At 50.2% G+C, this 25,030-nt stretch carries 25 protein-coding genes and 1 other RNA gene; 14 read left to right on the top strand and 12 right to left on the bottom strand.

The genetic code is table 11. The annotated features are described in order from the left end of the window. The first annotated feature begins 34 nt into the window (after positions 1-34). The gene (locus BN3772_RS26785; RefSeq protein WP_052380713.1) at positions 35-502 is read left to right on the top strand and encodes a M67 family metallopeptidase; all 468 of its coding nucleotides are present in this window, start codon (positions 35-37) and stop codon (positions 500-502) included. Here the strand turns inward: BN3772_RS26785 and BN3772_RS26780 are convergent. The 3 genes from BN3772_RS26780 to BN3772_RS26770 are packed head-to-tail and all read right to left on the bottom strand — an operon-like array spanning position 484 to position 3,742. Next, the gene (locus BN3772_RS26780; protein ID WP_042203394.1) at positions 484-1,233 is read right to left on the bottom strand and encodes an exonuclease domain-containing protein; all 750 of its coding nucleotides are present in this window, start codon (positions 1,231-1,233) and stop codon (positions 484-486) included. The genes BN3772_RS26785 and BN3772_RS26780 overlap by 19 nt on opposite strands. Further along, positions 1,230-2,303, bottom strand: coding sequence for a DUF294 nucleotidyltransferase-like domain-containing protein (locus tag BN3772_RS26775; protein ID WP_042203416.1), 1,074 nt, complete (start codon positions 2,301-2,303; stop codon positions 1,230-1,232). The genes BN3772_RS26780 and BN3772_RS26775 overlap by 4 nt, the downstream gene beginning before the upstream one ends. Before the next feature lie 47 nt (positions 2,304-2,350). Then, complete coding sequence (locus tag BN3772_RS26770; RefSeq protein WP_042203393.1) at positions 2,351-3,742, bottom strand: ammonium transporter; 1,392 nt, start codon at positions 3,740-3,742, stop codon at positions 2,351-2,353. A gap of 520 nt (positions 3,743-4,262) precedes the next feature. Between BN3772_RS26770 and BN3772_RS26765 the strand changes: the two genes are divergently transcribed. Further along, the gene (locus tag BN3772_RS26765; protein WP_042203392.1) at positions 4,263-4,694 is read left to right on the top strand and encodes a MerR family transcriptional regulator; all 432 of its coding nucleotides are present in this window, start codon (positions 4,263-4,265) and stop codon (positions 4,692-4,694) included. A gap of 33 nt (positions 4,695-4,727) precedes the next feature. Further along, positions 4,728-5,393, top strand: coding sequence for a zinc metallopeptidase (locus tag BN3772_RS26760; protein WP_042203391.1), 666 nt, complete (start codon positions 4,728-4,730; stop codon positions 5,391-5,393). Between the two features lie 44 nt (positions 5,394-5,437). Here the strand turns inward: BN3772_RS26760 and gltC are convergent, their stop codons facing one another. Both gltC and BN3772_RS26750 read right to left on the bottom strand, forming a co-directional pair. After that, positions 5,438-6,349 (bottom strand): glutamate biosynthesis transcriptional regulator GltC, encoded by a 912-nt coding sequence (gene gltC / locus BN3772_RS26755; RefSeq protein WP_042175312.1) that lies wholly within the window; start codon positions 6,347-6,349, stop codon positions 5,438-5,440. A 13-nt stretch (positions 6,350-6,362) separates the two neighbouring features. Beyond that, positions 6,363-6,989: a rhomboid family intramembrane serine protease gene (locus BN3772_RS26750; RefSeq protein ID WP_042203390.1), complete on the bottom strand. Its 627-nt coding sequence runs from the start codon at positions 6,987-6,989 to the stop codon at positions 6,363-6,365. 111 nt (positions 6,990-7,100) lie between these two features. On the opposite strand from BN3772_RS26750, the gene tpx reads away from it, so the two are divergent. Continuing rightward, a complete protein-coding gene (gene tpx / locus BN3772_RS26745; protein ID WP_042203389.1) occupies positions 7,101-7,619 on the top strand; it encodes a thiol peroxidase in 519 nt (172 codons plus the stop codon). A 145-nt stretch (positions 7,620-7,764) separates the two neighbouring features. Here the strand turns inward: tpx and BN3772_RS26740 are convergent, their stop codons facing one another. The 4 genes from BN3772_RS26740 to cshA form a co-directional block, all read right to left on the bottom strand. After that, the gene (locus tag BN3772_RS26740; protein WP_039872022.1) at positions 7,765-8,154 is read right to left on the bottom strand and encodes a DUF1499 domain-containing protein; all 390 of its coding nucleotides are present in this window, start codon (positions 8,152-8,154) and stop codon (positions 7,765-7,767) included. Positions 8,155-8,360: 206 nt separating this feature from the next. Continuing rightward, a non-coding RNA gene (ssrS, locus tag BN3772_RS26735) (6S RNA) lies at positions 8,361-8,553 on the bottom strand. Positions 8,554-8,656: 103 nt separating this feature from the next. After that, the gene (locus BN3772_RS26730; RefSeq protein ID WP_042203388.1) at positions 8,657-9,508 is read right to left on the bottom strand and encodes a YesL family protein; all 852 of its coding nucleotides are present in this window, start codon (positions 9,506-9,508) and stop codon (positions 8,657-8,659) included. Positions 9,509-9,703: 195 nt separating this feature from the next. Continuing rightward, positions 9,704-11,371 (bottom strand): degradosome RNA helicase CshA, encoded by a 1,668-nt coding sequence (cshA, locus tag BN3772_RS26725; RefSeq protein ID WP_042203387.1) that lies wholly within the window; start codon positions 11,369-11,371, stop codon positions 9,704-9,706. 313 nt (positions 11,372-11,684) lie between these two features. Here cshA and BN3772_RS26720 point away from each other — a divergent pair, with 313 nt between their 5' ends. From BN3772_RS26720 to BN3772_RS26705, 4 genes are all read left to right on the top strand, one after another. Further along, positions 11,685-12,518 carry a YitT family protein gene (locus BN3772_RS26720; RefSeq protein WP_086074777.1) on the top strand — a complete coding sequence of 278 codons (834 nt, stop codon included), beginning with the start codon at positions 11,685-11,687 and terminating at the stop codon, positions 12,516-12,518. A 165-nt stretch (positions 12,519-12,683) separates the two neighbouring features. Further along, complete coding sequence (locus BN3772_RS31410) at positions 12,684-12,872, top strand: hypothetical protein (RefSeq protein WP_039878584.1); 189 nt, start codon at positions 12,684-12,686, stop codon at positions 12,870-12,872. Positions 12,873-13,112: 240 nt separating this feature from the next. Then, positions 13,113-14,345, top strand: coding sequence for a putative glycoside hydrolase (locus BN3772_RS26710; protein WP_042203386.1), 1,233 nt, complete (start codon positions 13,113-13,115; stop codon positions 14,343-14,345). 114 nt (positions 14,346-14,459) lie between these two features. Next, positions 14,460-15,833 carry an MATE family efflux transporter gene (locus BN3772_RS26705; protein WP_042203385.1) on the top strand — a complete coding sequence of 458 codons (1,374 nt, stop codon included), beginning with the start codon at positions 14,460-14,462 and terminating at the stop codon, positions 15,831-15,833. A 122-nt stretch (positions 15,834-15,955) separates the two neighbouring features. Here BN3772_RS26705 and pfkA read toward each other — a convergent pair whose 3' ends face one another. Both pfkA and BN3772_RS26695 read right to left on the bottom strand, forming a co-directional pair. Further along, positions 15,956-16,927, bottom strand: coding sequence for a 6-phosphofructokinase (gene pfkA / locus BN3772_RS26700; protein ID WP_042175297.1), 972 nt, complete (start codon positions 16,925-16,927; stop codon positions 15,956-15,958). Positions 16,928-16,993: 66 nt separating this feature from the next. Beyond that, positions 16,994-18,076, bottom strand: a complete 1,083-nt coding sequence (locus BN3772_RS26695) for a tetraprenyl-beta-curcumene synthase family protein (protein ID WP_042203414.1) — start codon at positions 18,074-18,076, stop codon at positions 16,994-16,996. Positions 18,077-18,279: 203 nt separating this feature from the next. Between BN3772_RS26695 and BN3772_RS26690 the strand changes: the two genes are divergently transcribed. Next, positions 18,280-19,590 (top strand): MFS transporter, encoded by a 1,311-nt coding sequence (locus BN3772_RS26690; RefSeq protein WP_086074776.1) that lies wholly within the window; start codon positions 18,280-18,282, stop codon positions 19,588-19,590. A 166-nt stretch (positions 19,591-19,756) separates the two neighbouring features. Here the strand turns inward: BN3772_RS26690 and BN3772_RS26685 are convergent, their stop codons facing one another. Further along, positions 19,757-19,954: a cold shock domain-containing protein gene (locus tag BN3772_RS26685; protein ID WP_019911834.1), complete on the bottom strand. Its 198-nt coding sequence runs from the start codon at positions 19,952-19,954 to the stop codon at positions 19,757-19,759. Positions 19,955-20,125: 171 nt separating this feature from the next. Here BN3772_RS26685 and BN3772_RS26680 point away from each other — a divergent pair, with 171 nt between their 5' ends. The 5 genes from BN3772_RS26680 (at position 20,126) to BN3772_RS26660 (ending at position 24,834) form a co-directional block, all read left to right on the top strand. Continuing rightward, entirely contained in the window at positions 20,126-20,359 is a 234-nt protein-coding gene (locus BN3772_RS26680) for a hypothetical protein (protein ID WP_039872008.1), read from the top strand. Positions 20,360-20,735: 376 nt separating this feature from the next. After that, entirely contained in the window at positions 20,736-22,526 is a 1,791-nt protein-coding gene (pepF, locus tag BN3772_RS26675) for an oligoendopeptidase F (protein ID WP_042203383.1), read from the top strand. A 95-nt stretch (positions 22,527-22,621) separates the two neighbouring features. Then, positions 22,622-22,921: a LapA family protein gene (locus BN3772_RS26670; RefSeq protein ID WP_042203382.1), complete on the top strand. Its 300-nt coding sequence runs from the start codon at positions 22,622-22,624 to the stop codon at positions 22,919-22,921. A gap of 46 nt (positions 22,922-22,967) precedes the next feature. After that, positions 22,968-24,011, top strand: a complete 1,044-nt coding sequence (locus BN3772_RS26665) for a M42 family metallopeptidase (protein ID WP_042203380.1) — start codon at positions 22,968-22,970, stop codon at positions 24,009-24,011. Further along, positions 23,995-24,834, top strand: coding sequence for a hypothetical protein (locus BN3772_RS26660; protein WP_042203379.1), 840 nt, complete (start codon positions 23,995-23,997; stop codon positions 24,832-24,834). Before BN3772_RS26665 ends, BN3772_RS26660 begins: the two co-directional genes overlap by 17 nt. Positions 24,835-25,030: the final 196 nt, after the last annotated feature.

Genomic DNA, 25,030 nt, shown 5'->3' with positions numbered 1-25,030 from the left:
AGACAGAATCCTATGAAGAGAGAGGGGTCAATACATGACAACACACCAGGGAACACCTCCGCCGATCAGGCTGGATTCTTCCGTACAGCTCATGCTGGGGAAGCACTTGCTGACCTGTCTTCCGCATGAAGCATGCGGATTACTGCTGGGTACTGCCGCAGCGGGAGGCATACTCATCAGCAGCTATGTGCCGTTGAGCAACGTTGCGCCTGACCCGCTGCATGCCTTCGTGCCCGATCCCTCTGAATGGGTCAGAGCGATGTTTAGCAGCCCTGCGCCCATAGGCTTATTTCATTCCCATCCAACATCGCCGCCTTGGCCTTCTCCTGCAGATATACAAGGGCTGATTGCTCTGGGGCCGGAATTCCGCGTATATCTAATCGGTTCTCCCGGACAAGGCGGCCTCCAACCTCCCGCTCTCAACGGTTTTATAATCAGTCGTGAATCCGGGGCTGACGGTCCGCAATTGCTGCATACCGGGCTTCAGGCTCTGCTCAAGTAGGCATACAGATCGCCCAGTGTATCCACCTGGCGTTTACTTGCAATCTCGCGGAGATAGTCGACCCATAGACGGGCGGTCATCTTCGCATCCTCAAGTGCATGATGGCGTCCCTGTATGGGAATTTCATGTACTGCCAGCAATTCATCCAGTGTGTAGTTACTGCGGTGCGGCTCCAGCCAGCGGGCCAGCATCATTGTGTCCAGCACCCGGTGCGTAAGCTGCACCTTGGAGGTTTTCCATAACGCCGCATTCAGAAAGGATTTGTCATGTGCGCTTCCATGCGCCACCAGCACACGCTGCCCGACAAACGTCATGAAATTATGAAGCCCGTCAATTAACGAAGGCGCAGATGCCGACATCTCCTCAGTGATTCCCGTCAGCCTGGTAATATTCTCAGGGATTGCCGACTGGCATTTCACCAGAGTATAGAAGCACTCATCCTCTTTAATCTCTTCACCGACTACCTTGATTGCTCCAAATGACAGGATCTCATCACCGTGCTGGTGGGAAAATCCGGTTGTTTCGAGGTCGAAAATCACAGTCTCCAGCTCGGAAAGCGGAGTATGAAGCACTTCAGGCCGCCGCTTCTCGCGCATCAGAGACCTGATAAAAGCCATCTGCTGCGCAGTCTGCTGGGCGGATTCACCGCCCCTGATTGATGCAATTGCGGATGGCATACCGCCCTGCCGCAAATTGTTCCAGAATCCGCCGCCCTTGTTAGGCTCCTTCATGACTGCCTCCTTTCCGCTGACCGGAGCTGGCGCTGCAAAGCCCTGTGCAGCCTTCTGACGAGCAGCAGGCTTTCACGCAGCTCAGACATAAGCTGTTTATTCTTCAAATCATTCTCCGAAATATAATCACTGCTCGACAGAAGACCGTCCTGTTCGGTGTACGGTGTATTCACCCGCATCCGTAATGCAGTCAGGAAAGCCTCCCTTATCTCTTCGAGATGCTCATATTTATCAAGGTCGCTCAGCCTTTCGATCCGCTTAAGAGTAGAGCTGTCCTGCACCGCGTGCAGCAAGGCTAAATGCCTGACTATATTAACTAGCGGAATGTAAACTCCGTATTTAATATCAAAGCCTCCGGCATAATCGCCGAACCGTTCTGTGAGTACCTGCCCAAGCAGATTCAGCGTTGCTTTGTGGCGGACTGTATTGCGCAGAACCGCCGTGGTCAATTTCTCATTGTCCGCAAAGCCGGCTTGAAAGGCTTCCCTCCATTCAGCCGACAACGCAGCACTTCCTGCCACATGCCTCATATCAGAAGCGATAATGAGATAGCGGACAGGCTCCCACTCCATCTGGCTCATCCAACTGCTCAGCTGTTCTTTCCATTCCGGTAGGGTCTTCCGCCAGAGCGGCTCAGAACACATCACCCTGCCATCGCATTTCTCATAGCCCGCTGCTTCAAGTACATCTGAGAGCAGCTCGCCAAATGCAGTAAAATAAGTCCGCTTCAGGTCATCCGGTTCTCCCTCCACAATCAGTCCGTTATCCTGATCACTCCAAAGGGTGGATTCCTCTCTGCCCGCGCTGCCGAAAACAATAAAGGAATAGGCGCAAGGAGGCGGGCCGTAGCCCGCCTCCTTCATCTGCGCCTCACAAATGTTAACTGCCGCCGCTGCAACCATATCATGCATTGCATTGACACGGGACACCCATTCCTCAATCGGAATCACATTTAACTGCTTCAGAAGGGCCTGCTGGCAGGCGGCACGCCTGCCTCTAAGCTCCTGCGGCGAACCGGCCGTTGTGATGGATAGTAATCTCTCATCTTTATTCCACTCTGTCCGTTCCATCCCGGCCACCCGGTCCGCCCCCCGTCAGTGTTTATTATAAATGTAATTTACTTTTGGGTTTTGGATTCTGAATCTGTGATCAGCTTCATCTGCTCAGGGTAACCGTAAGTACCGTGCTCGCTGATATCCAGACCCATCAATTCTTCTTCTTCTGTTACGCGGATACCCATCACCATCTTCATAACATAGAGGATTACGAAGGATAGTACAGCTACGAATGCGAAGGTTCCGACAACACCCAGCGCCTGAACACCCAACTGGTGTAAGCCGCCGCCGTAGAACAAGCCTGCTTTACCAACAAGTCCTCCTTGTTCAATCAGATCAGGTGCTGCGAAGAGTCCTGTGGACAACGCGCCCCACATACCTGCAATACCGTGTACAGAGAAAGCATAGATTGGATCATCAAGACCAGCGCGTTCCAGCCACTGCGAAGTCATAAAGGTGAAAGCACCTGCAACAAGACCGATAACAATCGCTGCCCAAGGTTCTACGAATGCGCAGGCTCCTGTGATTGCAACAAGTGCAGCCAGAACGCCGTTCAGCATTGCTGGAATGTCAGATTTACCGAAGTACAGCCAGGAAGCAACCAGTGCAGCCAGACCGCCGGCAGCAGCTGCAATGTTAGTAGTCAGTGCTACGTGTCCGAAGAAACCGCCCATAGGGGTCAATGCACTACCAGGGTTGAAGCCGAACCAGCCGAACCAGAGAATGATTACACCGAGTACGGTGAATACTTGGTTGTGACCCGGGATAATAACCGGTTTGCCTTCTTTGTTAAACTTGCCAAGACGAGGCTTAAGCAATATTGTTGCAACTACTGCTGCAGTAGCACCAGTAAGATGGACTACTGTAGAACCTGCATAGTCCTGCATTTCGAGGTTAGCCAACCAGCCGCCGCCCCACACCCAGTGAGCCACAACCGGATAGATAATGACGGAGAACAGAATGCCGAAGATAATGTACACACTCAGCTTGGCACGCTCAGCCATACCGCCGGATACGATAGCCAGGGATACTGCTGCGAAAGCCATCTGGAACAGGAATTTCGTGTTAAGCGTTACATCGGAGAAGGCCAGTGACTCAAAAGCTGCGGACATCGAATCTCCACCATAGAAGAAACCATCAAGTCCGATTAAGCCGTTACCGTTACCGAAGCCAAAGGCAAAGCCGACAGCCCAGAAGCACAAGCTGGCGATAGCCAGCGTCAGTACAGTCTTACCGGCTACGTGGCCGGCATTCTTCATCCGGACCGAACCGGCTTCCAGCAGTGCAAAACCCGATTGCATAAAGAATACTAAGATGAATGCCAGGAAAGTAAACGCCGTATCCAGTCCAATTTGCAGGTCCGGTGCTGCAGGACCCTCAGCAGCAAAGGCGCTGACCGGATAGATCATCAAGGTGATCATGGCCAGAAACATCATCAATAACTTTTTTTTCATCTTAACCCCACTCCCCAATGTTATATTTTCTAACAAAGCGTGAAACTCTTAATGTCATTATAATCAGAAGTCAGGTAAATTGACAAGACTATTTTTTTGTTTGTTTATCCTTTTATTTTGTGAGGACATGTTTTCTACACAGTTGGACAGCGTTAATGCAGTGTAGCAGCTTATTCTTTGCTGTTTGGCACTTTATGAGCCATTAATCTTGTAAACGCATACACCGCGCACGCATTCTTTTAATGTATTTTTATTAGCAAGCCAGACTAAACATGCTACTAATAAATTGAAGTAAGCATCCCGGCTTAGTCACTCCTCCAATATACATAACATCATTATGTCATATTCACACTTTATCTATACGGTATTCTTTATTCCAATACAGCATATACTTAAAGTAAGCATGACGTTTGACTGTACGGTTCGACTTTTGGTATCATTTTAATATAGATATTCTTATTCAAATCTTCCGCATTACACAGCAGGAGGTTTAAACAGCGAGGTGAACTGAGATGGGGATATGACCCTTTATCGGATTGGAGAGCTTGCCAAGGCTGCCAGTTTAAGCGAACGGACCATCGATTATTACACGAAGCTCGGTCTGATCGCCCCTGAATCAAGAAGCATGAAGAACTACAGGCTGTACAGCCATGAAACCTTGACCGCTTTAGAACGTATTAACCAGCTAAAGCAAGAGAAATTTTCATTGGAAGAAATCAAATCCATGATGGATAAATGGAACGCAGCCGCTCCAGAGGCCGATGTCTCGGATAAACTCGTGGAGCTTGAGCTTCAAATGCAGCGTCTCGAACGCGAGGTTAAGGCACTTGAGCCTATGATTAGCGGCCTTAAGCCTGTACAGGCCAGACGCGCGCTTGCCGCCCTGATTCCGCAAGGCGTTGCCTGCATGGAGGCGATCAAGCTTCTGCTGACGCAGAATCCGCCAATGTAATTTCTTACACACATCATGATGGAGGAATGAGATATGTTTTTCTTAGTTATTGTTGCCTTTCTGTTTTCATTGTGGGCCCAGTTCAGAGTTAAAGGCACCTTTAATAAATGGGCAAAAGTGGCGAACGTTAATGGTTTGACCGGTTACGAAGCCGCGCGTCGGATGCTGGATGCGAACGGGCTGCATGATGTTCCGATCGAGCCGGTCCGCGGAACACTGTCTGACCATTACGATCCGATCAACCGTGTAGTCCGGTTGTCAGAGCCGGTATATTATGAGAGCTCAATATCAGCCGTCTCTGTCGCCTGTCACGAGGTCGGCCATGCTATCCAGCATAAAGTGCATTACCCTATGCTGACGCTCCGCCACCGGATGTTCCCGGTCGTTAACTTCGCTTCAGGTGTGGCCCCGTTCATGCTGCTGGCAGGCTTCATTTTCAGCGCAACTAATCTTATCGGGCTTGGCATCATCTTCTTCTCGGCAGCTGTAGCCTTCCAGCTTGTTACATTGCCTGTAGAATTTAACGCCAGCAACCGTGCCCGTCAGGTAATGGTTGAGCAGGGCTTTATCCGCAATGAGGAAGAACGCGGTGTAGCTAAGGTACTGAATGCCGCCGCCCTGACTTATGTGGCCGCCGCCCTGGTATCGCTGCTCGAGCTTCTGCGCCTGATTACCATGTTCCTCGGCAACCGGGATTAACCGGCTGGCAATTGCATATGTTACAACAATAAAACCCCGGGAGGCTAACAGCCTTCCGGGGTTTTGTTGTAATCCTTGAAATAGGTCAGCAGGAACGTGCGGAAGGATCTGGCTACCAGCGGCAGCTTGCCGTCACTGCGGTGAATAATGCCCACCGTCCGCGTAACAGCCGGTTCAACCACCCTGACCTGGGCAGGCTGCATCGGATTGGTCTGGTACAGCGCCGTTTCCGGAAGGAGGCTGACCCCCATACCTGCGGCCACAAGGCCCCGGATAGTATCCGTCTCCCCCCCTTCAAAGGCAATCTGAGGCTTAAAGCCGGCCTCAATACACGCCTGCCACACAATCGGCCTGAGCGAGTAGCCCTGGCTGAACAGGACAAACTTCTCGCCCGCCAGCTGCTCCAGCCGGAGCACCTCTTCACCCGCGAGCGGATGATGCTGCGGCAATATCGCGAACAGCTCCTCGGTCATCACAATATCTCCGGCAACCTGGCCGTCATTCTCCGGAAACGGGGAGATAAAGGCAAGGTCCACTTCCCCAGATACCACATCCTTGATCAGGGATGCATATGTCCCCTGTTTGAAGCGGAATCTGACATTAGGATACATCCGCCGGAATTCCGCCACAATGGAAGGAATCAGGTGTGTCCCCAGACTGTGGGGAAACCCTATACGGATTTCACCCAGCTCCGGGTCCAGAAATTCATGCACCTCTGCTACTGAACGTTCCAGATCCTTCAGGAGCGTTTCTACCCTCTTGCAGAACAGCTGGCCAACAGGAGTAAGCTGCAGATTGCGGCCTTTTTGCATAAACAAATCTACTCCAAGCTCCTGCTCCAGCTGGTGAATCTGGCGGCTTACCGCCGACTGGGCCACATGCAGCTCTTCCGCAGCCTTGGTGACATGCTCTTTTTGCGCAACCTTCAAAAAATACTGCAGCTGTCTAAGTTCCACTGTCCAACCTCTCCTATCGCCTGCTTCTTTTTAAAAGCCGGATTATAAGCCCGTACAGGAAAAATCCGGCAACCAGTCCGCCCAAATGGGCAAGCCAATTAACATAAGGCGTTACAAAGGACATCACAATCCCCATGACAAGCAGCCCGTACAGCGTCTTACGCGAGCCCTCATCCATCATCCCGCGCTGCAGGACGGCAATGTAGAGGAAGGCGCCATAGATGGCATAGATCGCGCCTGAAGCGCCAACAGATACCGTGGCCGTATAGGCTTCAGGTGTTGTACCGAGCGCAACCGACAGCACATTAGCCAAAAATCCGCCGATAACGTACAGAATCATATAACGCCACCAGCCCAGCAGCCGCTCCAGCGGCGGAGCAAACACAAGCAGCGAAAAGCTGTTGAAGAATAAATGAGAGAATCCGTTATGCAAAAACATAGCAGCGAAATAACGCCACAGCTCTTCTTTTTCCGGCCCGTTATCTACCACTGCGCCGAATTTCACCAGTGTATCCAGATTGGTGGAGCCGCCGTTAAGCGAAACCACGATAAACATCAGGAGATTGGCCAGCAGGAGAATCACGGTTACGGGATAGTACCGCAGATAGCTTTTCCAGTTTTCGTAACGTATGAAGATCATAGCACCCATCCTTTATGTATGTTGTCCGGTTGGACATCAACCTTATAAAACGATTATAATTTATTCTGGCAGTAACAATCCAATATAGCAATCTGAGGAGGAAACAAGGACATGACGCAAGAAAGAACAGGTGTAGCCACATTTAAGGGCAATCCGATTACTCTCGTTGGACCCGAACTCAAAGCCGGGGACAGCGCTCCAGACTTCACGGTAAGCAAGAACCTGCTGGAGAATGCATCACTTAGTGATTATGCCGGCAAAATCAAGCTGATCAGTGTCGTGCCTTCCCTGGACACAGGCGTATGCGACGCCCAGACCCGCCGTTTCAACAGCGAAGCCGCAGAGCTCGGGGACGATGTGGTTATCCTCACAATCAGCACAGATCTGCCGTTTGCACAGGCCCGCTGGTGCGGTGCCGCCGGTATTGACCGGGTCATTACCCTTTCAGATCACAAGGAGGCAGCCTTCGGACAAGCTTACGGCGTACTGATCAAGGAATTCCGTCTGGACATGCGCTCCATCTTCGTTATCGACAAAAATAACAAATTAACCTACACCGAATACCTTGGCGAAATGTCCGAGCATCCGAATTACGATGCAGCGATTGCCGCAGTCAAAGAATTGCTGTAGTCCCGCGAACCCTGTATACCAAGGTTACGATATGTTAAAAAAGCGGCAGAAGGCTTTCCTTCCGCCGCTTTTTTTGTAATGGCATCCTATATTATCAGTTACCGGAACCGCATACAAACACCGGACAACCAGGTCCCGCGGTTTATTAATCCGTCTTGTACTTGCCCAGCTTCTTGTCCAGCGAATCATACAGACGCTGAATGACACGATAGTTGGCACCCAGGTCGCCAAGCGATCCTCGGGATGCGGAATATATATCAATACCGCAGCGTACGGGAGAGGTGTTCAGCACGGATACAGTGATATCGAGCGTACGGCCGAACCCCGTTCTTTTCTCCAGGGTAATTTCCCCTACAGATTGAACCTCATGCAGCACTCTGTAACCGGGTACCTTCTTCAGTGTCGAGGACACTTCATCCCATGCCTTGTCTTTCGAAAGAGTGTAATAGCGTGTCTTTAATGCCGGATCCTTTGCACGGTCGCTTGTTCCGTCATGACTGCGGAATATACCGACCAATGTTCTTTTGAGCGACAAAATATTTCCCCCTCTTTTAATCCCAAGTTCATTATTATCAGTGTAACATTCTTAATCCAGGAACAAAAGAGCAATGCTCACTTTCCTGTGTTCTTCTATGTAAGAAAGGCACCCGCAGACACCGTTTCCAAGAAGGCTCAGCAACAAAAAAGGCGCCCCGTTCCCCCGCGGGTAAGCGGGATACAGGGCACCTTGTCAAAATCAGTAGAAAACCCGCCTATGCCGTCCGGCTACAGTGTCTTCTGAACCTGCTAGAGCAGGTGGGTGACCGCAGAAGACGTTTTTGAATTCCCCAGGTCATATAGACAGGGCTGTTCAGCCGCGCTCCGTAATAAGTCTCCCAAGACATTATCATTGGTTCAAAACAACGAGCAACCGTAACGTACATCGCAGGATTTATAACTATTATATTGCGTTTTGACGAAAAAGTAAACCTGTATGCGCTTTAATTTACACTGGAATAAAATTCTCGTCCCTTATTGCCGGGTTTGTAACGCTGATGTTAAATCCGTTTCTGTGACTTGGAGGTATCCTTATCATCATAATCGTCATCGTCATCATCGTCGTCGTCATCATAATCTGCCTCAAGGCGCTCTGCTGCTTCTTTCTCCGCCGCCTCCTGGGCTTCCAGCTCTTCCTGCTTCTTCTTCTCCACCTGCAGCTGCAGCTTGTTGTAAGTAGCAAAGAAATTGAAGAAGGCAAGCATAGCAACCAGCGTAGGAATACAGATTACATACAACACAGGATACTTCAGACCTATATAGGCAAGCACCGCAGAACCGATCAGCGTAGAGAATACACGGATTGGCCGGGCTATGGTCAACAGGACAGAGTTCTTAATGACCTCCTTGAAGGACATCTGGTAATGAACCACAATCGAGAAGAAGTTAAACATCGATACAAATAAAATAATCATCAACACCAGCATCAGAATGCCGACAATTCTGAAGTTAGCCATTTGCGTCATGTATACGGTCACATCAACATACATTACAACAAACAGCACGGTATAGATGAGTCCCCCAAGCATGCTTTTGAGATAATTCTCTTTATACCCTTGGAAAAAAGTGCGGAATGTACTGACGTCGGTGTTGCCCATCACCCATTTACGAACTACATTGAACAGTGCTGACGTAGCCGGAAACACAGTAAATGGCGCAAGAATACCAATCACCCAGTTCAACGTTAACTGCTCGTTGGGCCCCCCTTGACCTGATCCATACATAATCATCTTCATAACGACCATAAATAAAAACGGAATTGAACAAATGCCCCATAATATGTTGCTGAAGGCAATGCGTGAAATCCATTCCGTGATGCGGTATAAACCGCCCATAGCTCCTTTAAACTCCAATTCCCTTCCTCCTGTCTGTCTCGCGCATACTGCGTACCTTAACTATAACCTATTTGACCCGGACTTTTCCAGCGCCCATTTACAAGAAACCGGGACATTCAGATTAATCAGGCCAGTTTAGACATTACCGTACAAAAAGAAGGCGGGAACCGCATATCCGGTTCCCGCCTTCATCATGCCGTTAAACCCGGCTGTTTAGTTATTATCGTAATCTTCACGCTTTGCAGGACGTGTGCTTGTGCTGCTGCTTGGGCGTGGAGTGTAAGGCTTACGGTCGGAGCTGCGGCCCGCATCGTCACGGTTACCTTTGTAGCCGCCGCTGCTGCTGTTACCGCCATAGCCGCTGCTGTAGCCGCCGCGAGTGGTGCCGCCTGCGTTATCGCGGTTACCTTTGTAGCCGCCGCCGTAGCTTCCGCCTTCACGGTTGCCGCCTTCACGGTTTCCGCGATAGCCGCCACCGCTGCCGCCGGAACGGTTGCCGCCATAGCCGCCGTTTGGCTTACGTCCGCTGCGGATATCATTCTTGCCGCCGCGGCGTTTAGCACGGATCGGATCTTCAGGTGTCAGTTCAACCTGTGCATCCTTGGAATCACCAGTCAGCAGCTTCATTGCTGCAGACAACAGCTGTACGGAATCGTATTGCTCCAGCAGCTGGATTGCAATTCCTTTGTATTCGTTCAGTTCACCGGCTTCAACCATTGCGAGCAGGCGTTCAGCTGTAATGCGTTGTTTACCTTCGATAGCCTCAGCCATAGTAGGAAGCGGCTTACGGGTAATACGGTGACGCGTAACACGCTCGATCAGGTGCAGGTGATCCATTTCGCGCGGAGTCACGAACGACCATGCAGTACCCTCTTTACCTGCACGTCCGGTACGGCCGATACGGTGTACATAGCTCTCCGGATCTTGCGGAAGGTCAAAGTTGATTACATGGGTTACACCGGATACATCGAGGCCGCGGGCTGCTACGTCTGTAGCTACGAGGACATCAATACTGCCGTCGCGGAACTTACGCATAACAGCATCACGCTGGTTCTGTGACAGGTCACCGTGCAGTCCGTCAGCGGAGTAGCCGCGTTTCTGCAATCCTTCAGCAAGCTCATCGACACGGCGCTTGGTACGGCCGAAGACAATTGCCAGTTCAGGGGATTCCATATCAATCAGACGGCTCAAAGCCTCAAACTTCTGGCGCTCAGGAACTTCAATATATGCCTGGTCAATCAGCGGCGCACTGATCTGCTTAGGAATAACCGATACATGCTGAGGGTTCTTCAGGAACTGCTGGGCAAGACGTTGAATGTTAGGAGGCATAGTTGCTGAGAACAGCATGGTCTGGCGCTCTTCCGGAACCAGCTTGAGGATAGACTGGATATCTTCCATGAAGCCCATATCCAGCATTTCATCAGCTTCATCCAGCACTACGGTCTGAACGTCATCCAGACGGATGGTCTTACGGTTGATGTGATCCAGGAGACGGCCTGGGGTACCAATAATAATCTGTGGCTTCTTCTTCAAGCCGCGGATCTGGCGTCCGATATCCTGTCCGCCATAGATGGCCAGGGAACGAAGACCTTTGAAGCGGGACAGCTTGCCGATTTCTTCAGCAACCTGAATTGCCAGCTCACGGGTAGGCGTCATAACAAGCGCTGAAATTCTTTCATCTTCCCGGGAGATTTTGGAGATAAGAGGAATACCGAAGGCAGCGGTCTTACCGGTACCTGTCTGAGCCTGGCCGATCATGTCCGCTCCAGTCAGCGCGATTGGAATCGCCTGCTCCTGAATCGGTGTTGATTCCTCAAATCCTAGCTCTGTGATTGCTTGAAGCACCTTAGGCTCCAAGCCGAATTCTGCGAATGTTTTCAAATTATTCATGCTCCTTCTATACAGTGGACATTCCACATGCTTATCTGTATTCTTAAGTAGCGGTAAACACCTTTATAGGCTGTCCAATCATGCGGTAAATTCTGCATGGGTTTACGCGTATGGGACGAAAATGTCCTAAGATCAGGTCCGGTTAAAGGCCTGAACAATTGTAGCTTCACATCCGAAGCAATGCAAAAATACCATTGTAACGTTCTACTCAAGAATATCCTATACATTATATCACAAACCCAATTAGGAATACCAGTGTATTCCTTACTTTCATTACTTACATTACACGTCAGAGGTGAAACACTTGTTAAAATTAAGACAAATCGGAAGCTGCCTTGCCGTCATCTTCGGTTCAGCGATGATTGCATGCGGCTTCAATCTGTTTCTGATCCCGCACCGGCTGCTCAGCGGCGGGGTTTCAGGGCTTGCTATGCTGGTCGGTTATTTCACTCCGTTCAATATCAGCCTGCTGTATCTGCTCTTCAATATTCCGCTGCTCGCTGCCGGCTGGTTTCAATTGGGACGGAGGTTTATTATTCTCAGCATCCTTTCCGTTGGCTCCACCACCTGGCTGATGACGCTGATTCCGGAATTTACAGTCACTTCCGACATGCTGCTGGCCTCCGTATTCGGCGGTGTGCTTGTTGGAGTGGGCGCCGGCATCTCCTTCCGTATGGGCGGATCTTCCGGCGGCTTTGATATCCTCGGTTCCATTATTACCCGTTACCGGGACTTTCCAATCGGCAATGTGCTCGTCGGGCTGAACGGATTGGTTATCCTGGCCGCAGCCTATTTCGATAACAACTGGAACCTGGCACTGGCTTCTATGGTATCCATTTACGTCACCGGCAAGGTTGTGGACCTGATTCATGTCAGCCACATCAAAGTCACTGTATATATTGTAACCAATCGTACAGAAGAGCTCCTCGACCATCTTCTTCCGTTGCAGCGGGGCGTCACCAAAATAAAAACCGAAGGCGCTTATTCTCACGTCGAACGGGATATGCTAATGACAGTGACAACACGATATGAGCTGGCGGAGCTCCGGCGGATCATCAAGACAAGCGATCCCCAGGCTTTTGTCAATATTGTAGAGACTGTAGGTGTGATGGGCTCCTTCCGGAAAAGATCAAATTGAAAGAAATGCGCATACTTTAAAATTGTGATATATTAGACTCACGCAGGCCTAACACTTTCATGAAGATTGTGCTTTACCCTCTTTTTTCCAGGCACTTCGCTTTACGGGTGTACCCTGAATGTCAATTCAGTACCATTCGAAAAAGAAAGGGTGATTTTTGTGGAAATGGAAACGGTAAAACTGTCAGCAATCGTCATGAGGTGGTATCCGGATATGATGCCGTTTCTCAAGCAGGACGAATTGAATTCCGTAATCGTTCTGCGCGATGGTCTGAGTATTCTCGAACCGGCAGATGCCATGGATATCATCCACTACAGCATTTGCGAACACCAGAATCCTGCGTATCTTCAATAAGCTATACCGCTTGATGGCAAGTTTCAATGTTTGCCGCCCGGAGCCAGCTGTTTGCCGCTCCGGGCGGCATTTACTTTTTTAATATGGAGGTTTAGAATCCGTACATCCCGTTTAAAAACACAGGGAACGGTAAATATCCTGAGCTCCGAAAATTGCAGGGGATTGTTACAAGTCTGTTCTTTTTGGAAGCTGCCGTTCCATTATACTTTAAAGGAATGTACATAAAGGGAGAGAATAACAATGAATATCACCTGGGCATTACTCATGATGGCTCTCGGAGGAGTTGGCGTCCAGCATACCGGCGGGCATGAGGCAGATGTCTCTGCAGCCCTGCAGTCGGCTGCTAACCCGCCAATCACCGCCGGACAGGCCGGAACCTCGGGAGGGGATACATCAGCCGGCAATCCGTCAGCATCCCCTGCTCCAAGCACTACACCCGGAGCTGCGGACAGCGCACTCCATACCGATCCGCAGCCTGATGCACCCAAGGTTAAAGGCATTTATGTCACTGCTTATAGTGCAGGCGGCGAACGAATGGAACAGCTGCTGGCTTTGCTCGACAAGACTGAGCTGAATTCAATGGTTATCGACATTAAGGATGATGCCGGTTATATCACATATAAGACTGATAATGCTGAGCTGCAGGAAATGGGCACCCCCCAGAAATTTATCGGTGATATCAACAAGCTGATGACACGGCTCAAAGAGCATGATGTTTATCCTATTGCCCGTATCGTTGTGTTCAAGGATTCCGTGCTGGCCAAGAAACATCCGGAACTGTCCTTTGTGAATTCAGACGGAAGTGTCTGGAAGAACAAAGGCGGTGACAGCTTCGTCAATCCTTATAATGAAGATGTATGGAAATACAACGTGGACATCGCCAAGGAAGCAGCCAAGCTCGGCTTTAAGGAAATCCAGTTTGACTACGTCCGTTTCCCTGAGGGCTTCGAGAAACGTGCTGACTCCCTGAAATATACGAAGAGTGACCGTCCGCGCGTTGAGATTATTGCCGACTTCGTCAAATATGCCAAGGCTGAGCTTGCCCCGCTCGGGGTAAGGGTATCTGTAGATATCTTCGGTTATGCGGCATCTGTACCTGCGGCGGAAGGCATCGGCCAGGACTTTGTGAAGATTTCCAAAAATGTAGATGTTATCAGCCCGATGGTTTATCCGAGCCATTACTCCACCGGCTGGTTTGATGTTAAAGATCCGGACAAGGACCCTTATGCTACCATCAAAGGATCAATGGTTGATACCCACAAGAAGCTTGATCCGCTTGGCAGCTATAAGCCGGTTATCCGGCCGTGGATTCAGGACTTTACCGCGAGCTGGCTGGGAAGCGGACACTTTGTTAAGTATGGCAAGCAGCAGGTGGAAGATCAGATCCGTGCTCTCAAAGATGAGAATGTTGACGAATTCCTGCTCTGGAACGCCAACAACCGTTACACTTCAGATGTTGATTACGAGCAATAATAAACTTACAGCCATTATAAACAATGATATACAACAGCTTTGCATACCTGAGACCCGGCGAATGCCGGGTCTTTTCCTGGAAATATCAAATAACAGATAATGAGGCAGCTATTCATGAAACAAACGCATTCGTTAAGTAAAAAAGCAGGGCAGTTTATACATATCTTATTCCCCATTCTTATTACACAAATCGCATTATCAGCTATCACCTTCTTCGACACAAATATGTCAGGTAAATTCAGCACAAATGATCTTGCCGGTGTAGCAATCGGAACAAGTCTGTGGATTCCCGTCCAGACTGGACTCAGCGGTATTCTGATGGGAATCACTCCAATCGTCTCCCATCTGCTCGGGAGCAGAAAAGATAAGGTTGTCGCTTATCAGGTTACCCAGGGACTCTGGCTCTCCTTACTGATCTCTCTTCTGGTGCTGGCAGTGGGCAGTATCGTACTCTCGCCTGTACTGAATTTCATGAATCTCGAGCCGCAGGTCAGGGATATCGCCTTCCGCTTCTTGTGTGCGATCTCATTCGGCATCATTCCGCTGTTCGGCTACACTGTGCTTCGCAGCACGATTGATGCACTCGGCCAGACACGGATATCCATGCTGATTACGCTTATCGCCCTTCCGGTCAATGTCGGACTGAACTATCTGCTGATCTTCGGCAACCTCGGATTCCCCCGCATGGGCGGTGTAGGAGCCGGAGTTGCATCAGCTATCACCTACTGGATTATCTTTGCAATTGCCCTTCATTTCGTATACCGGTTTGAACCGTTCAAAAGTCTGCAGCTGTTCCGCAAATTCTACGGTATCTCCTTAAGCAGCTTCAAGGAGCTGCTTAAGATCGGGGTGCCGATCGGCTTTTCCATCTTTTTTGAGACTGCCGTGTTTTCAGCCGTAACGCTGCTGATGAGCCGCTTCGATACTGTAACGATAGCCGCCCATCAGGCAGCCATTAACTTTGCTTCTACACTGTACATGATTCCGCTTAGCATCTGCATGAGTCTGACCATTCTCATCGGCTTCGAGACCGGGTCAGGCCGGCTGAAGGATGCCCGGCAGTACAGTATTATGGGTATCGCTTCTGCGGCTGCGCTCTCCCTGCTTACTGCTCTGGTCCTGCTGTTTGCAGGCCACCATGTGGCGGGACTGTATTCGGACGATTCTCAGGTGATTGAGCTGATTCAGCATTTCCTGATTTACGCAATCTTTTTCCAGATTTCTGATGCCATCGCTACGCCGACTCAAGGGGTACTTAGAGGCTATAAGGATGTGAATCCGGCCTTTATCATCTGCTTCATCGCATATTGGGTGATCGGCCTCCCTACTGGTTATCTGCTGGCAACCTACACAGATATGGGTGCTTACGGCTATTGGATCGGCCTAATTGCCGGCCTCGCCATCGGAGCTATTCTGCTCCTGGGACGCCTGGTCAAGGTCCAGCGGAGCTTCTCTGCCCGCAGAGACAGTGAAATCACAGGAGCCTAATATTTCACATAGACCCGTCTCACCCTGTAGTTCAAGGGAAGACGGGTCTATTCGTATTTCGGGATATAGTCTCAAAACGCAAACAAACCGCCTGTTTCCAGACGGCTGTAATGCATTCTATATTATTGGGACAGACGTGAAGCCAGCTCGTACAATTCCGTATCAAAGCCTTTTTTGGTGTTAACTACAGTATCAATATCCGTAATTGTCAATTCACCTTTGATAATTCCGCAGGCTTTGGCAGATTCGCCTTCAATCAGCTTTCGAACGGCGAAATCACCAAGACGGCTTGCCAGGTTGCGGTCAGCAGGTGTCGGAGTACCCCCGCGCTGAATGTGGCCCAGAACGGTTACACGTGCATCAAGTGAAGCATGGCGGTCTTTGAGCGCCTGTGCTACATCCTCACCTTTGCCCACGCCTTCAGCAACAATTACAATACTGTGGCGTTTGCCTCTGGTAAAGTTATCCTTCATCCGGTCGGCCACCTCGTTGAGGTCATAAGGCATTTCCGGTACAAGAATGGTCTCAGCGCCGGAAGCAAGGCCGGCATGAAGGGCAATATCACCGCAGTGGCGGCCCATAACTTCGACAATAGAAGAACGTTCATGGGAGGACATAGTGTCGCGAAGCTTGTTGATCGCATCCACAACAACGCCTACCGCTGTATCAAAGCCAATGGTGTAATCCGTAAAGGAGATATCGTTGTCAATGGTTCCCGGCAAAGCCATCGTCTTGATCCCAAGCTTGCTCAGCTTGTTCGCGCCTTGATAAGAACCGTCACCGCCGATCACAACCAGGCCGTCAATTCCCATTTCATTAAGAATATCTGCACCCTTCTGCTGGCCTTCCGGTTTGATGAACTCCAGACAGCGTGCCGATTGCAGAATCGTACCGCCGCGCTGGATAATGTCGCCTACACTGCGCAGATCCATCGGGAAAATATCACGGTTCAGCAGGCCCTGGTAGCCGCGCTGAATTCCGTACACTTCAATTCCGTAAAAGATTGCGCTGCGCACAACCGCGCGGACAGCCGCGTTCATCCCCTGTGAGTCTCCCCCACTGGTTAATACTGCGATTTTTTTTACGTTTGACATCCTGTTAGTTCCTCCTTAAATTGTGCGAAGCACGGCCCCGGTAAGGGGATGTACGCTTCACAGCCTTTAGTACATGTGTTTGCGTATCCAGCGGCTATTGACGAAGAAGAACAGCCTGGTAAGCGGGCTTCTTTTCATTAAGCGCTTGGACACCGTACGAACCTCCCGCTGTTCGCTGACTTTTGGATCGGATAAATAAAGTGCCAGAAGCCCCTCGATAACCATACGATGCATGGAGTTCTCAGGTAAGCTCCGGACATCTTTGCGGGCCCACTCCACGATGGAAGCAATCCGATTCAGCATCGTATCAGTATTGTCATAATAATTGCAGAAGTTGAGATCACCGCCGGCCCGGTCTTCATCCTGATCAATGAGATAATCCAGCATAATGTGCAGTCCGCAGACATGCGGAAAGTAAGCAGCACGGATCGAAGCCGCTTTCGACTTGTCCAGACGGGGATCACAGGCAGACAGAAACAGCATAAACACACCCAGTGTTGAGCCGGTTGCCGCCGCAAATTCATTCCATTCAAGATGGGAGGCCCGCTTACCTTCCACTGCCCACCATTCCTTCAGAGCAGCTTCCCTGAGCTCAGGCCGGATATGCTTGTACACCTGCAGGTCTGTGTACAGCACGGCCAGATCATAAATCTCCTCAGCCGCAGCGGCATATCCGGGCAGTAACGCCGTCATCTCCTGGCATTTGCGGACCAGCCGGTGCAGATATCCCCCGTCATTCTGTTCACTGCGCAGTGCATAGTAATTAACGGGCACAGCACCCGGAGTGATCGCATCCAGCATCGACTGATGCAGCAGCCGGAAATCGGCGGGATCAAGCGAGGTACTGCGGTCACACAGGTTGTCCAGATAATCACTGATCGTTTGATAGGCGACAATAAGCGGAATCAGTATATGTCTCATCGACAAATTGCCGGCAGCATAAATACCTCCGCCTTCACAGTGAAACTGCTTGGTTTCAATGCTGGCAAGCGCTTGTTTCCGGAGCTCGGGATCGGGAATCCCTTCCGCATCCTGTCGCCAGGAGTGCAGACACTCCCGCACTTCCGGCAGCACGTACTTGTAAACCCGGCTCATAAGCCCTATTGGGCCGCGCGGGCTTAGGTAACGGCCTTGCTCAAATTCATTCAATGACAGTGCCTCCACATTGTTGTCTCCTTATCCAAATCATCATTATTATAATATGCGAAGCGTTTTTGTACAAACAACAAAATCACTTTCGCAAATCCTTGAAAAATTCAGAAATCGCACCATTTTAATAAACTTTTAACAAACATCGGCAGCAGCCTTTATGCTATACTGAGCGTATTTGATACCTCAAGGAGTGCAAACACATGGAATCAGGACGGACCGGCGGCCAGTACAGTGATCAGAATTGGCTGCGTTCCTTCATCTTTACACTGTTCGGGACCAGTGTACTGGTAGTCTCTTATTTCCCGCTCTTTTATACGCATCTCGGCTTCACCAGCACACAGGTAGGTCTGTTGTATTCTCTGGGACCGCTGATCTCCATTCTGTCTAATCTGTTCTGGAGCATGATGAGCGACCGGCTCGGAACGATCAAAAAAATCATGGCCATTCTGCTGGCAGGACAATTGGTCACCGCCATTCTGCTGGCAAGAGCTACCGATTTTTCAATGGTAATGCTTATAATATCCTTATTCTATTTCTTCTATTACCCTGTTTTCCCGCTGGCGGACACAATGGCGATCAAAGTTGCCCAGCGCCACGGAAGGAACTTTATAACCATCCGTGTATTTGGCTCCCTGGGTTATTCCTTTTTCGCCCTTACGATCGGGTATGTGTTAAGAGCGCTCGGCTCATCCTACAGCATCGGGGTATGTATCGTTATTATTGTAAGCGCCCTGCTTCTGACTATCGGATTAAAGGACGTGAAGCCTTTAGCAGAGACAGCGGGCAGCCCCCCTTCTTCCGGCAAAACACCTCGACAAAGCGGCGGACTGAAGGAGATTATGCTGCAGAAGGAAGTGCTGTGGTTCTTCGGCTGCGTCTTTGTTCTGGCCCTCGGGCACCGGATGAACGAAGCATTTCTGACCTTGAGCCTAAAAAGCATGAATGCCGGCGACGATTTAATCGGCTGGGCACTGCTTGCCTCGGCGCTCAGCGAGATTCCGGTTTTCTTTTTGCTCAGCAAACACGGTGAACGGTTCAAGGAGCTTCCGCTGCTCGCTTTTGCCAGTCTCATGTACGGCTTGCGCTTTCTGTTAATGTCCCAGGCCGTCCAGCCGGGGGCGATTATTGCCATCCAGGCGCTGCACAGTATTTCATTCGGTGTATTTTTCGTAACAGCTATCCGTTATATTACACGTATTATACCCGATCACCTGCGGGCAACCGGTCTCGCGCTGTTTACCGTAGTGTGGTCCAGTGCCTCGGGGCTGTTAAGCGGGACATTCGGCGGTTTGATTTACGAGGATGCCGGCCGCAGTACATTCTATCTGGTAGCTACTATGTTCTCTGTTCTCGCATTCATCGGCTTCTTCGTCAAGCATCTGCTTGATATCGGAGGACCTTCACGGCGTTATTTCCGTAAAAAGCCACTCCCTGCCGTCCCTCCTGAGACGGAATCCGTCACCACCTCACCGGCTGCAGAAGCGGCCTCTTCACACAAAGCCACACTCTAGCCGGGTAAGCCCCTTCTGCAATTGCGGAAGGGGCTCTTCAGGGTATAAAAAAACACAGCTCCCGGAAGAACTGTGTGCTGTGTAAGTTGATGGTTACCACTCTTGTAAGGGCATGCCATAAATCAAATATATATTGCAGCTGACAGCTAAACTGTCCAGCCGTATCTTATAATTTAACTACGTTAGCTGCTTGAGGACCGCGGTTACCGTCAGTGATGTCGAATTCAACCGCTTGGCCTTCATCCAAAGTCTTGAATCCGTCACCTTGGATAGCTGAGAAGTGAACGAATACATCCTCGCCGCCTTCTACCTGAAGGAAACCATAACCTTTTTCTGCGTTAAACCATTTTACTGTACCTTTCAAATGAACAACCTCCTAAAAATACCGCCATATATGGCGTATGCTTACATTATACCCCAACTATTCCTGCAAAGCAATCCACTTTTTCCCTATATTAGTGATTTAATTTGCTTTTCACCAACCCCGTGCGTTATCATTGACCCAAAAGCCAAAAATCGCCAGGGTGGTAATGACATGATCAAAAAACACGAAATATACAAAACAGACAAATGGAATATGATGACCGTCGAGGTTCAGGGACGCTACATTATTCTTAGGGAAATTTCTGACCAGTGGGGAGAGGAAACCCATACCTTTATGAGCCGTCCGGCCATGATGGAATGGGTTAACAACCGCTTTAACAAAGAGTCTTATAAAGACAACGAGGAAGAATACAAAAATATTATTGCGGCATTCAAACAGGTCTAAGCTGGTATGAATAATGAAAATCTGGTTATTTATATCATTGTTGTCCTCTGCCTAGGAGCCGTTCTTATTATGAGTAAGGACAAACTGCCGCCCCGCCTCAAGCGCGGTATGGCTCTGACTGCAGTTGTTCTGATTGCTTTTGCTTTTATCTTCATTATTTATAGCCTGCTTGCATAACTCTTGTTACAGAAGTTCATAATCAGAAATTGGCAGGGCATACTAAGCCGACTCTATGATACAGGAGGCGCAAGTCATGCCCTTTACCGCCAGATTTCTTTCGCTTGTGCTCGCACTGTCCCTGCTGCCGCTAAGCTCCTCAAAGTCTGCAGCACAACAGTCCATGCCGGCTATATCCCATCATTTAAGGAGGATTTCTATGGACCCGTTATTAAAGAGAAGTGAAGTGCCTGCCGAGAACCGCTGGAAGCTTGAAGATATGTTCGCCTCACAGGATCAGTGGGATAAGGAATACAACGAAGTCAAAGCGCTGATCAAGAAAGCCTCCGCCTTCCAGGGCAAGCTGGATTCGGCGAACGAGCTCAAAGCCTGCTTTGAGCTCGATGATGAGCTGTCACAGCTGACCGAACGGCTCTACGTCTATGCCCATATGCGCCAGGATGAAGATACTGCGGCTCCAACCTACCAGGCCCTTACCCAAAAGGCGAAGAAGCTTAGTGTAGAAGCCGGAGAAGCACTATCTTTTGTAACACCGGAAATTCTGTCTCTGCCTGTAGAAAAGCTGGATCAGTTCATCGCTGACCCTTCTCTGTCCGCCTACACTTTTACACTGACTGAAATGAAGCGGGAAAAGGCCCACGTTCTCACCAAGGCAGAGGAAGCGCTGCTGGCCCAGGTCGGCAACATTTCGCAGGCTCCGCAGAATATTTTCAGTATGCTGAACAATGCTGACCTTAAATTCCCGAAGATCAAGAACGAGGAAGGCAAGGAAGTCGAGCTGACCCACGGCAGCTACATTCAGTTCCTGGAAAGCCCGGACCGCGAAGTGCGCAAGAATGCTTTTAAAGCCGTATATGAAACCTATGCTAAACAAAAGAACACTATCGCCGCTACACTCAGTGCGAATGTGAACAAAAATGTATTTTACTCACGGGTGCGCAAATATCCTTCTGTCCTGGAAATGTCACTCTACGGCGATAATATTCCGAAGGAAGTTTATACGAACCTGATTGATACGATTCACGAGAGCCTGCCGCTGATGCACCGCTATATGAAGCTGCGCCAGAAGCTGCTCGGCGTTGATGAACTACATATGTATGACCTGTTCGCGCCGCTGGTGGACGAATACAAGCTGGATATTACCTTTGAAGAAGCAAAAAAGATCACCAAAGAAGGGCTGAAGCCGCTCGGCGGGGATTACCTCAATGTGCTGCAGGAAGGCTATGACAACGGCTGGATTGATATTTACGAAAATGAGAGCAAACGCACCGGTGCATACAGCTGGGGAGCCTACGGTACACACCCTTATGTGCTGCTGAACCATAATGATAACCTGAACAGCATGTTCACTTTGGCGCACGAAATGGGGCATGCCCTGCATTCCTACTATTCGGATAATGCGCTTAAATACCGTGATGCGCAGTATACCATTTTCCTGGCAGAAGTAGCTTCCACAACCAATGAGGCGCTGCTGATGGACTATCTGCTGAACAAATCTACAGATCCTAAGGAAAAAATGTACCTGCTGACCTACTATGCCGACCAGTTCCGCACTACGGTATTCCGGCAGACTATGTTCGCTGAATTCGAAAAAATCATCCACCAGCGTGCTGAAGAGGGTGAATCACTGACTCCGCAGGATCTGTCCGCTGTCTACTATGATCTTAACGTGAAATATTACGGTGCAGATATGGTAGTGGATAAGGACATTGAAATGGAGTGGGCGCGGATTCCGCATTTCTATAACAGCTTCTACGTCTACAAGTATGCTACCGGCTTCTCAGCGGCAACCAGCTTCTCCAAGCAGATTTTGGAGGAAGGCAAGCCGGCAGTGGACCGTTACCTCGGCTTCCTGAAGAGCGGCGGCAGCGATTATTCTATCAACATTTTGGCCAAAGCCGGAGTTGATATGTCTACTCCTGAGCCGATCCGCGAAGCGATGAGTGTGTTCGAAAGCGTAATTGAGCAGATGGAGCAATTGACCAAATAAGACTCTACAAATCCGCTTAACCAAGCTGTCATCCCTTGCCTGCTGCCAGGCAGGGGATTTATATTGTCAAACTCGTCTATGGGGGTAACTATGATATGAAATTTCAATGGTCACTTATTCTGGGGCTTTTCTTTGCACTGATTACAGCTGTGTTCGCAGTGATTAATGTTGATCCGGTACAGGTTAATTTCGGCTTCGACCAGGTCAGCATTCCGCTTATTCTGGTTATTCTGGGCTGCGCGCTGATCGGCGGTATCATTGTCGGCTCCTACGGGATTTTCCGCCAGTACAAGCTGCAGAAGCAGATTAAGTCGCTTACAGCCGAGCTGTCCAAGCTGCGCGATACAGATCATTCGCTTGACACATTAACACCGCTGCCGGACGAGACGCTCTAATTAACGGTTACATTATCATAAAAGACGGATGGAGGAATTATAACCGATGCTAACAATTCAGCCAAATGAAGAGTACATTCTATCCCTGCTCAAAAAACTGCTCGATACCCCAAGCCCCAGCGGCTTCACAGCCGAAGTAATGTCGCTGATCGCCGAGGAGGCGGCAGCCCTGGATATTCCGCTCACCTGGAATGAAAAAGGCGGCGTTATTCTCAATGTGCCTGGACTCGACCCTTCCCGTACCATCGGGATCAGTGCCCATGTGGACACGCTCGGGGCCATGGTCCGCTCCATTAAACCAAACGGCACACTGCGCCTGACCTCGGTCGGCGGCTTCACGATGAGCAGCATCGAAAATGAATACTGTGTCATTCATACCCGCAGCGGACTGACTTATACCGGTACTATTCTAACCAGCCACCCTTCTGTGCACGTCTATGCCGACGCCCGTGATTTCAAACGTGCCGAAGAAAATATGGAAGTGCGGATTGATGAATTGGTCTCAACTAAAGATGATGTGCTAAAGCTCGGCATTTCCGTCGGCGATTTCATCTCCTTCGATGCCAGGGCGGTTATTACACCGAGCGGGTACATCAAATCCCGTCACCTGGATGACAAAGCCAGTGTAGCCGCACTGTTCGGATTGCTGGAAAGCAGCAAACGAGAGGGCTGGAAGCCCCTGCATAACCTCTCCCTGCTGATCTCGAATTACGAAGAGGTTGGACACGGCACAGCCTGGATTCCCGGCGAGATCAACGAATTCATTGCTGTAGACATGGGCGCGATGGGTGATGACCTGAGCTGTAAAGAGACCGACGTCTCTATCTGTGCCAAGGATTCCTCCGGCCCGTACGACTATGCGATGACCGGACGTCTGATCGAGCTGGCGAATAGTCTGGCTATACCTTTTGCGGTCGATATCTATCCGCAGTACGGCTCCGATGCATCCGCAGCACTGCGCGGCGGCAACAATATCCGCGCAGCACTGATCGGCCCCGGCGTGCATGCTTCGCACTCCATGGAGCGTACACATAAGCAGGCTGTCCTGAATACAGCCAAGCTGCTGGCCGCCTATGTCGGCACCAACTGAACCAGCAGGACGTAAATGGCGGCGGCTGTGGCAGCATAGACGCTGGCAGCTTAGCTCAGCATTGCTGGTTATGCTGGTGCTGCTGATTGTGCTGGCGGCAGCTCTGCTGAATAAGGCGGATATGCCGGCGCAGGAGGCCTTCAGCGGACTCCCGCATAACTATGAGTATCTTGAGGCGGAGAGCCCCGGCAAAGTACAGCTGCATATGCTGGCTGTTGTGCCAGAAGATATTATGCTGCGGGCCGATGGCCTTCCGCTGCGTCAGATTGCCGCCTATGGTATCAATGGCGGCTTCTTTTATGGCACAGACCTTCTGTCTGTGGCCATCATGAATGATGACCCCGTTAACGGGGTCAAGGGAGCCTACGGCTCCGGCTGGTTCAACGCCAAGTATGCCCGCGGCACACTGGTGTGGGATGGTGCTGCCGGCACGCTGTCCGTCCAGACCGTCTCCTCCGGAGACGAGCTGACGGTCACAGACCGCGGCCGCTATTGGGCCCAGGGCGGCATCAGCATGAATCTGCAGCATGAAGAGCTGTGGAAGGCTGCAAGCCTGACCGAGCAGCTCCCCTTTGCTGATGAGCAGCGCATGCGCTCGGGGCTTGTCTATAACAGTGACGGGAAGCTGTGGCTGATCGTCACGCCTACGCTAAGCACGGCGGAAGCGTTCCGCCAGGCCGTGCTGGACACCGTTCCCGGTGACGGCCGGGAAGGCATCTTCCTCGACGGCGACGGCTCCTCGCAGCTGAACGCCGATGAGGCGGTTCTGACCGGCGACTCGCGTCCGGTGGTGCAGATGATTGCGGTGGCGGGCGGGAAGTAGCGGAAATTAATTTTAAGGTGCAGATCAGTAAGGCTTCAATTGCTGACCTGCACCTTATTTTTTCATTTTTCCTATATCTTTCTTTGAGTTCATCTGGATATTTATACTTCAAAAGTTACTTCATCATCTCTCATTTTTCGACTGAAATAGGGTTATATTGTATTTTTTGTGAATTTTTTTATTCACACGCGATTAT

It is taken from the genome of Paenibacillus camerounensis, from assembly GCF_000723885.1.
GTDB classification, from domain to species: Bacteria; Bacillota; Bacilli; order Paenibacillales; family Paenibacillaceae; genus Paenibacillus_AQ; species Paenibacillus_AQ camerounensis.
Note: the sequence above shows the minus strand (reverse complement) of the source record. Positions and strands in the feature narration are given on the sequence as shown.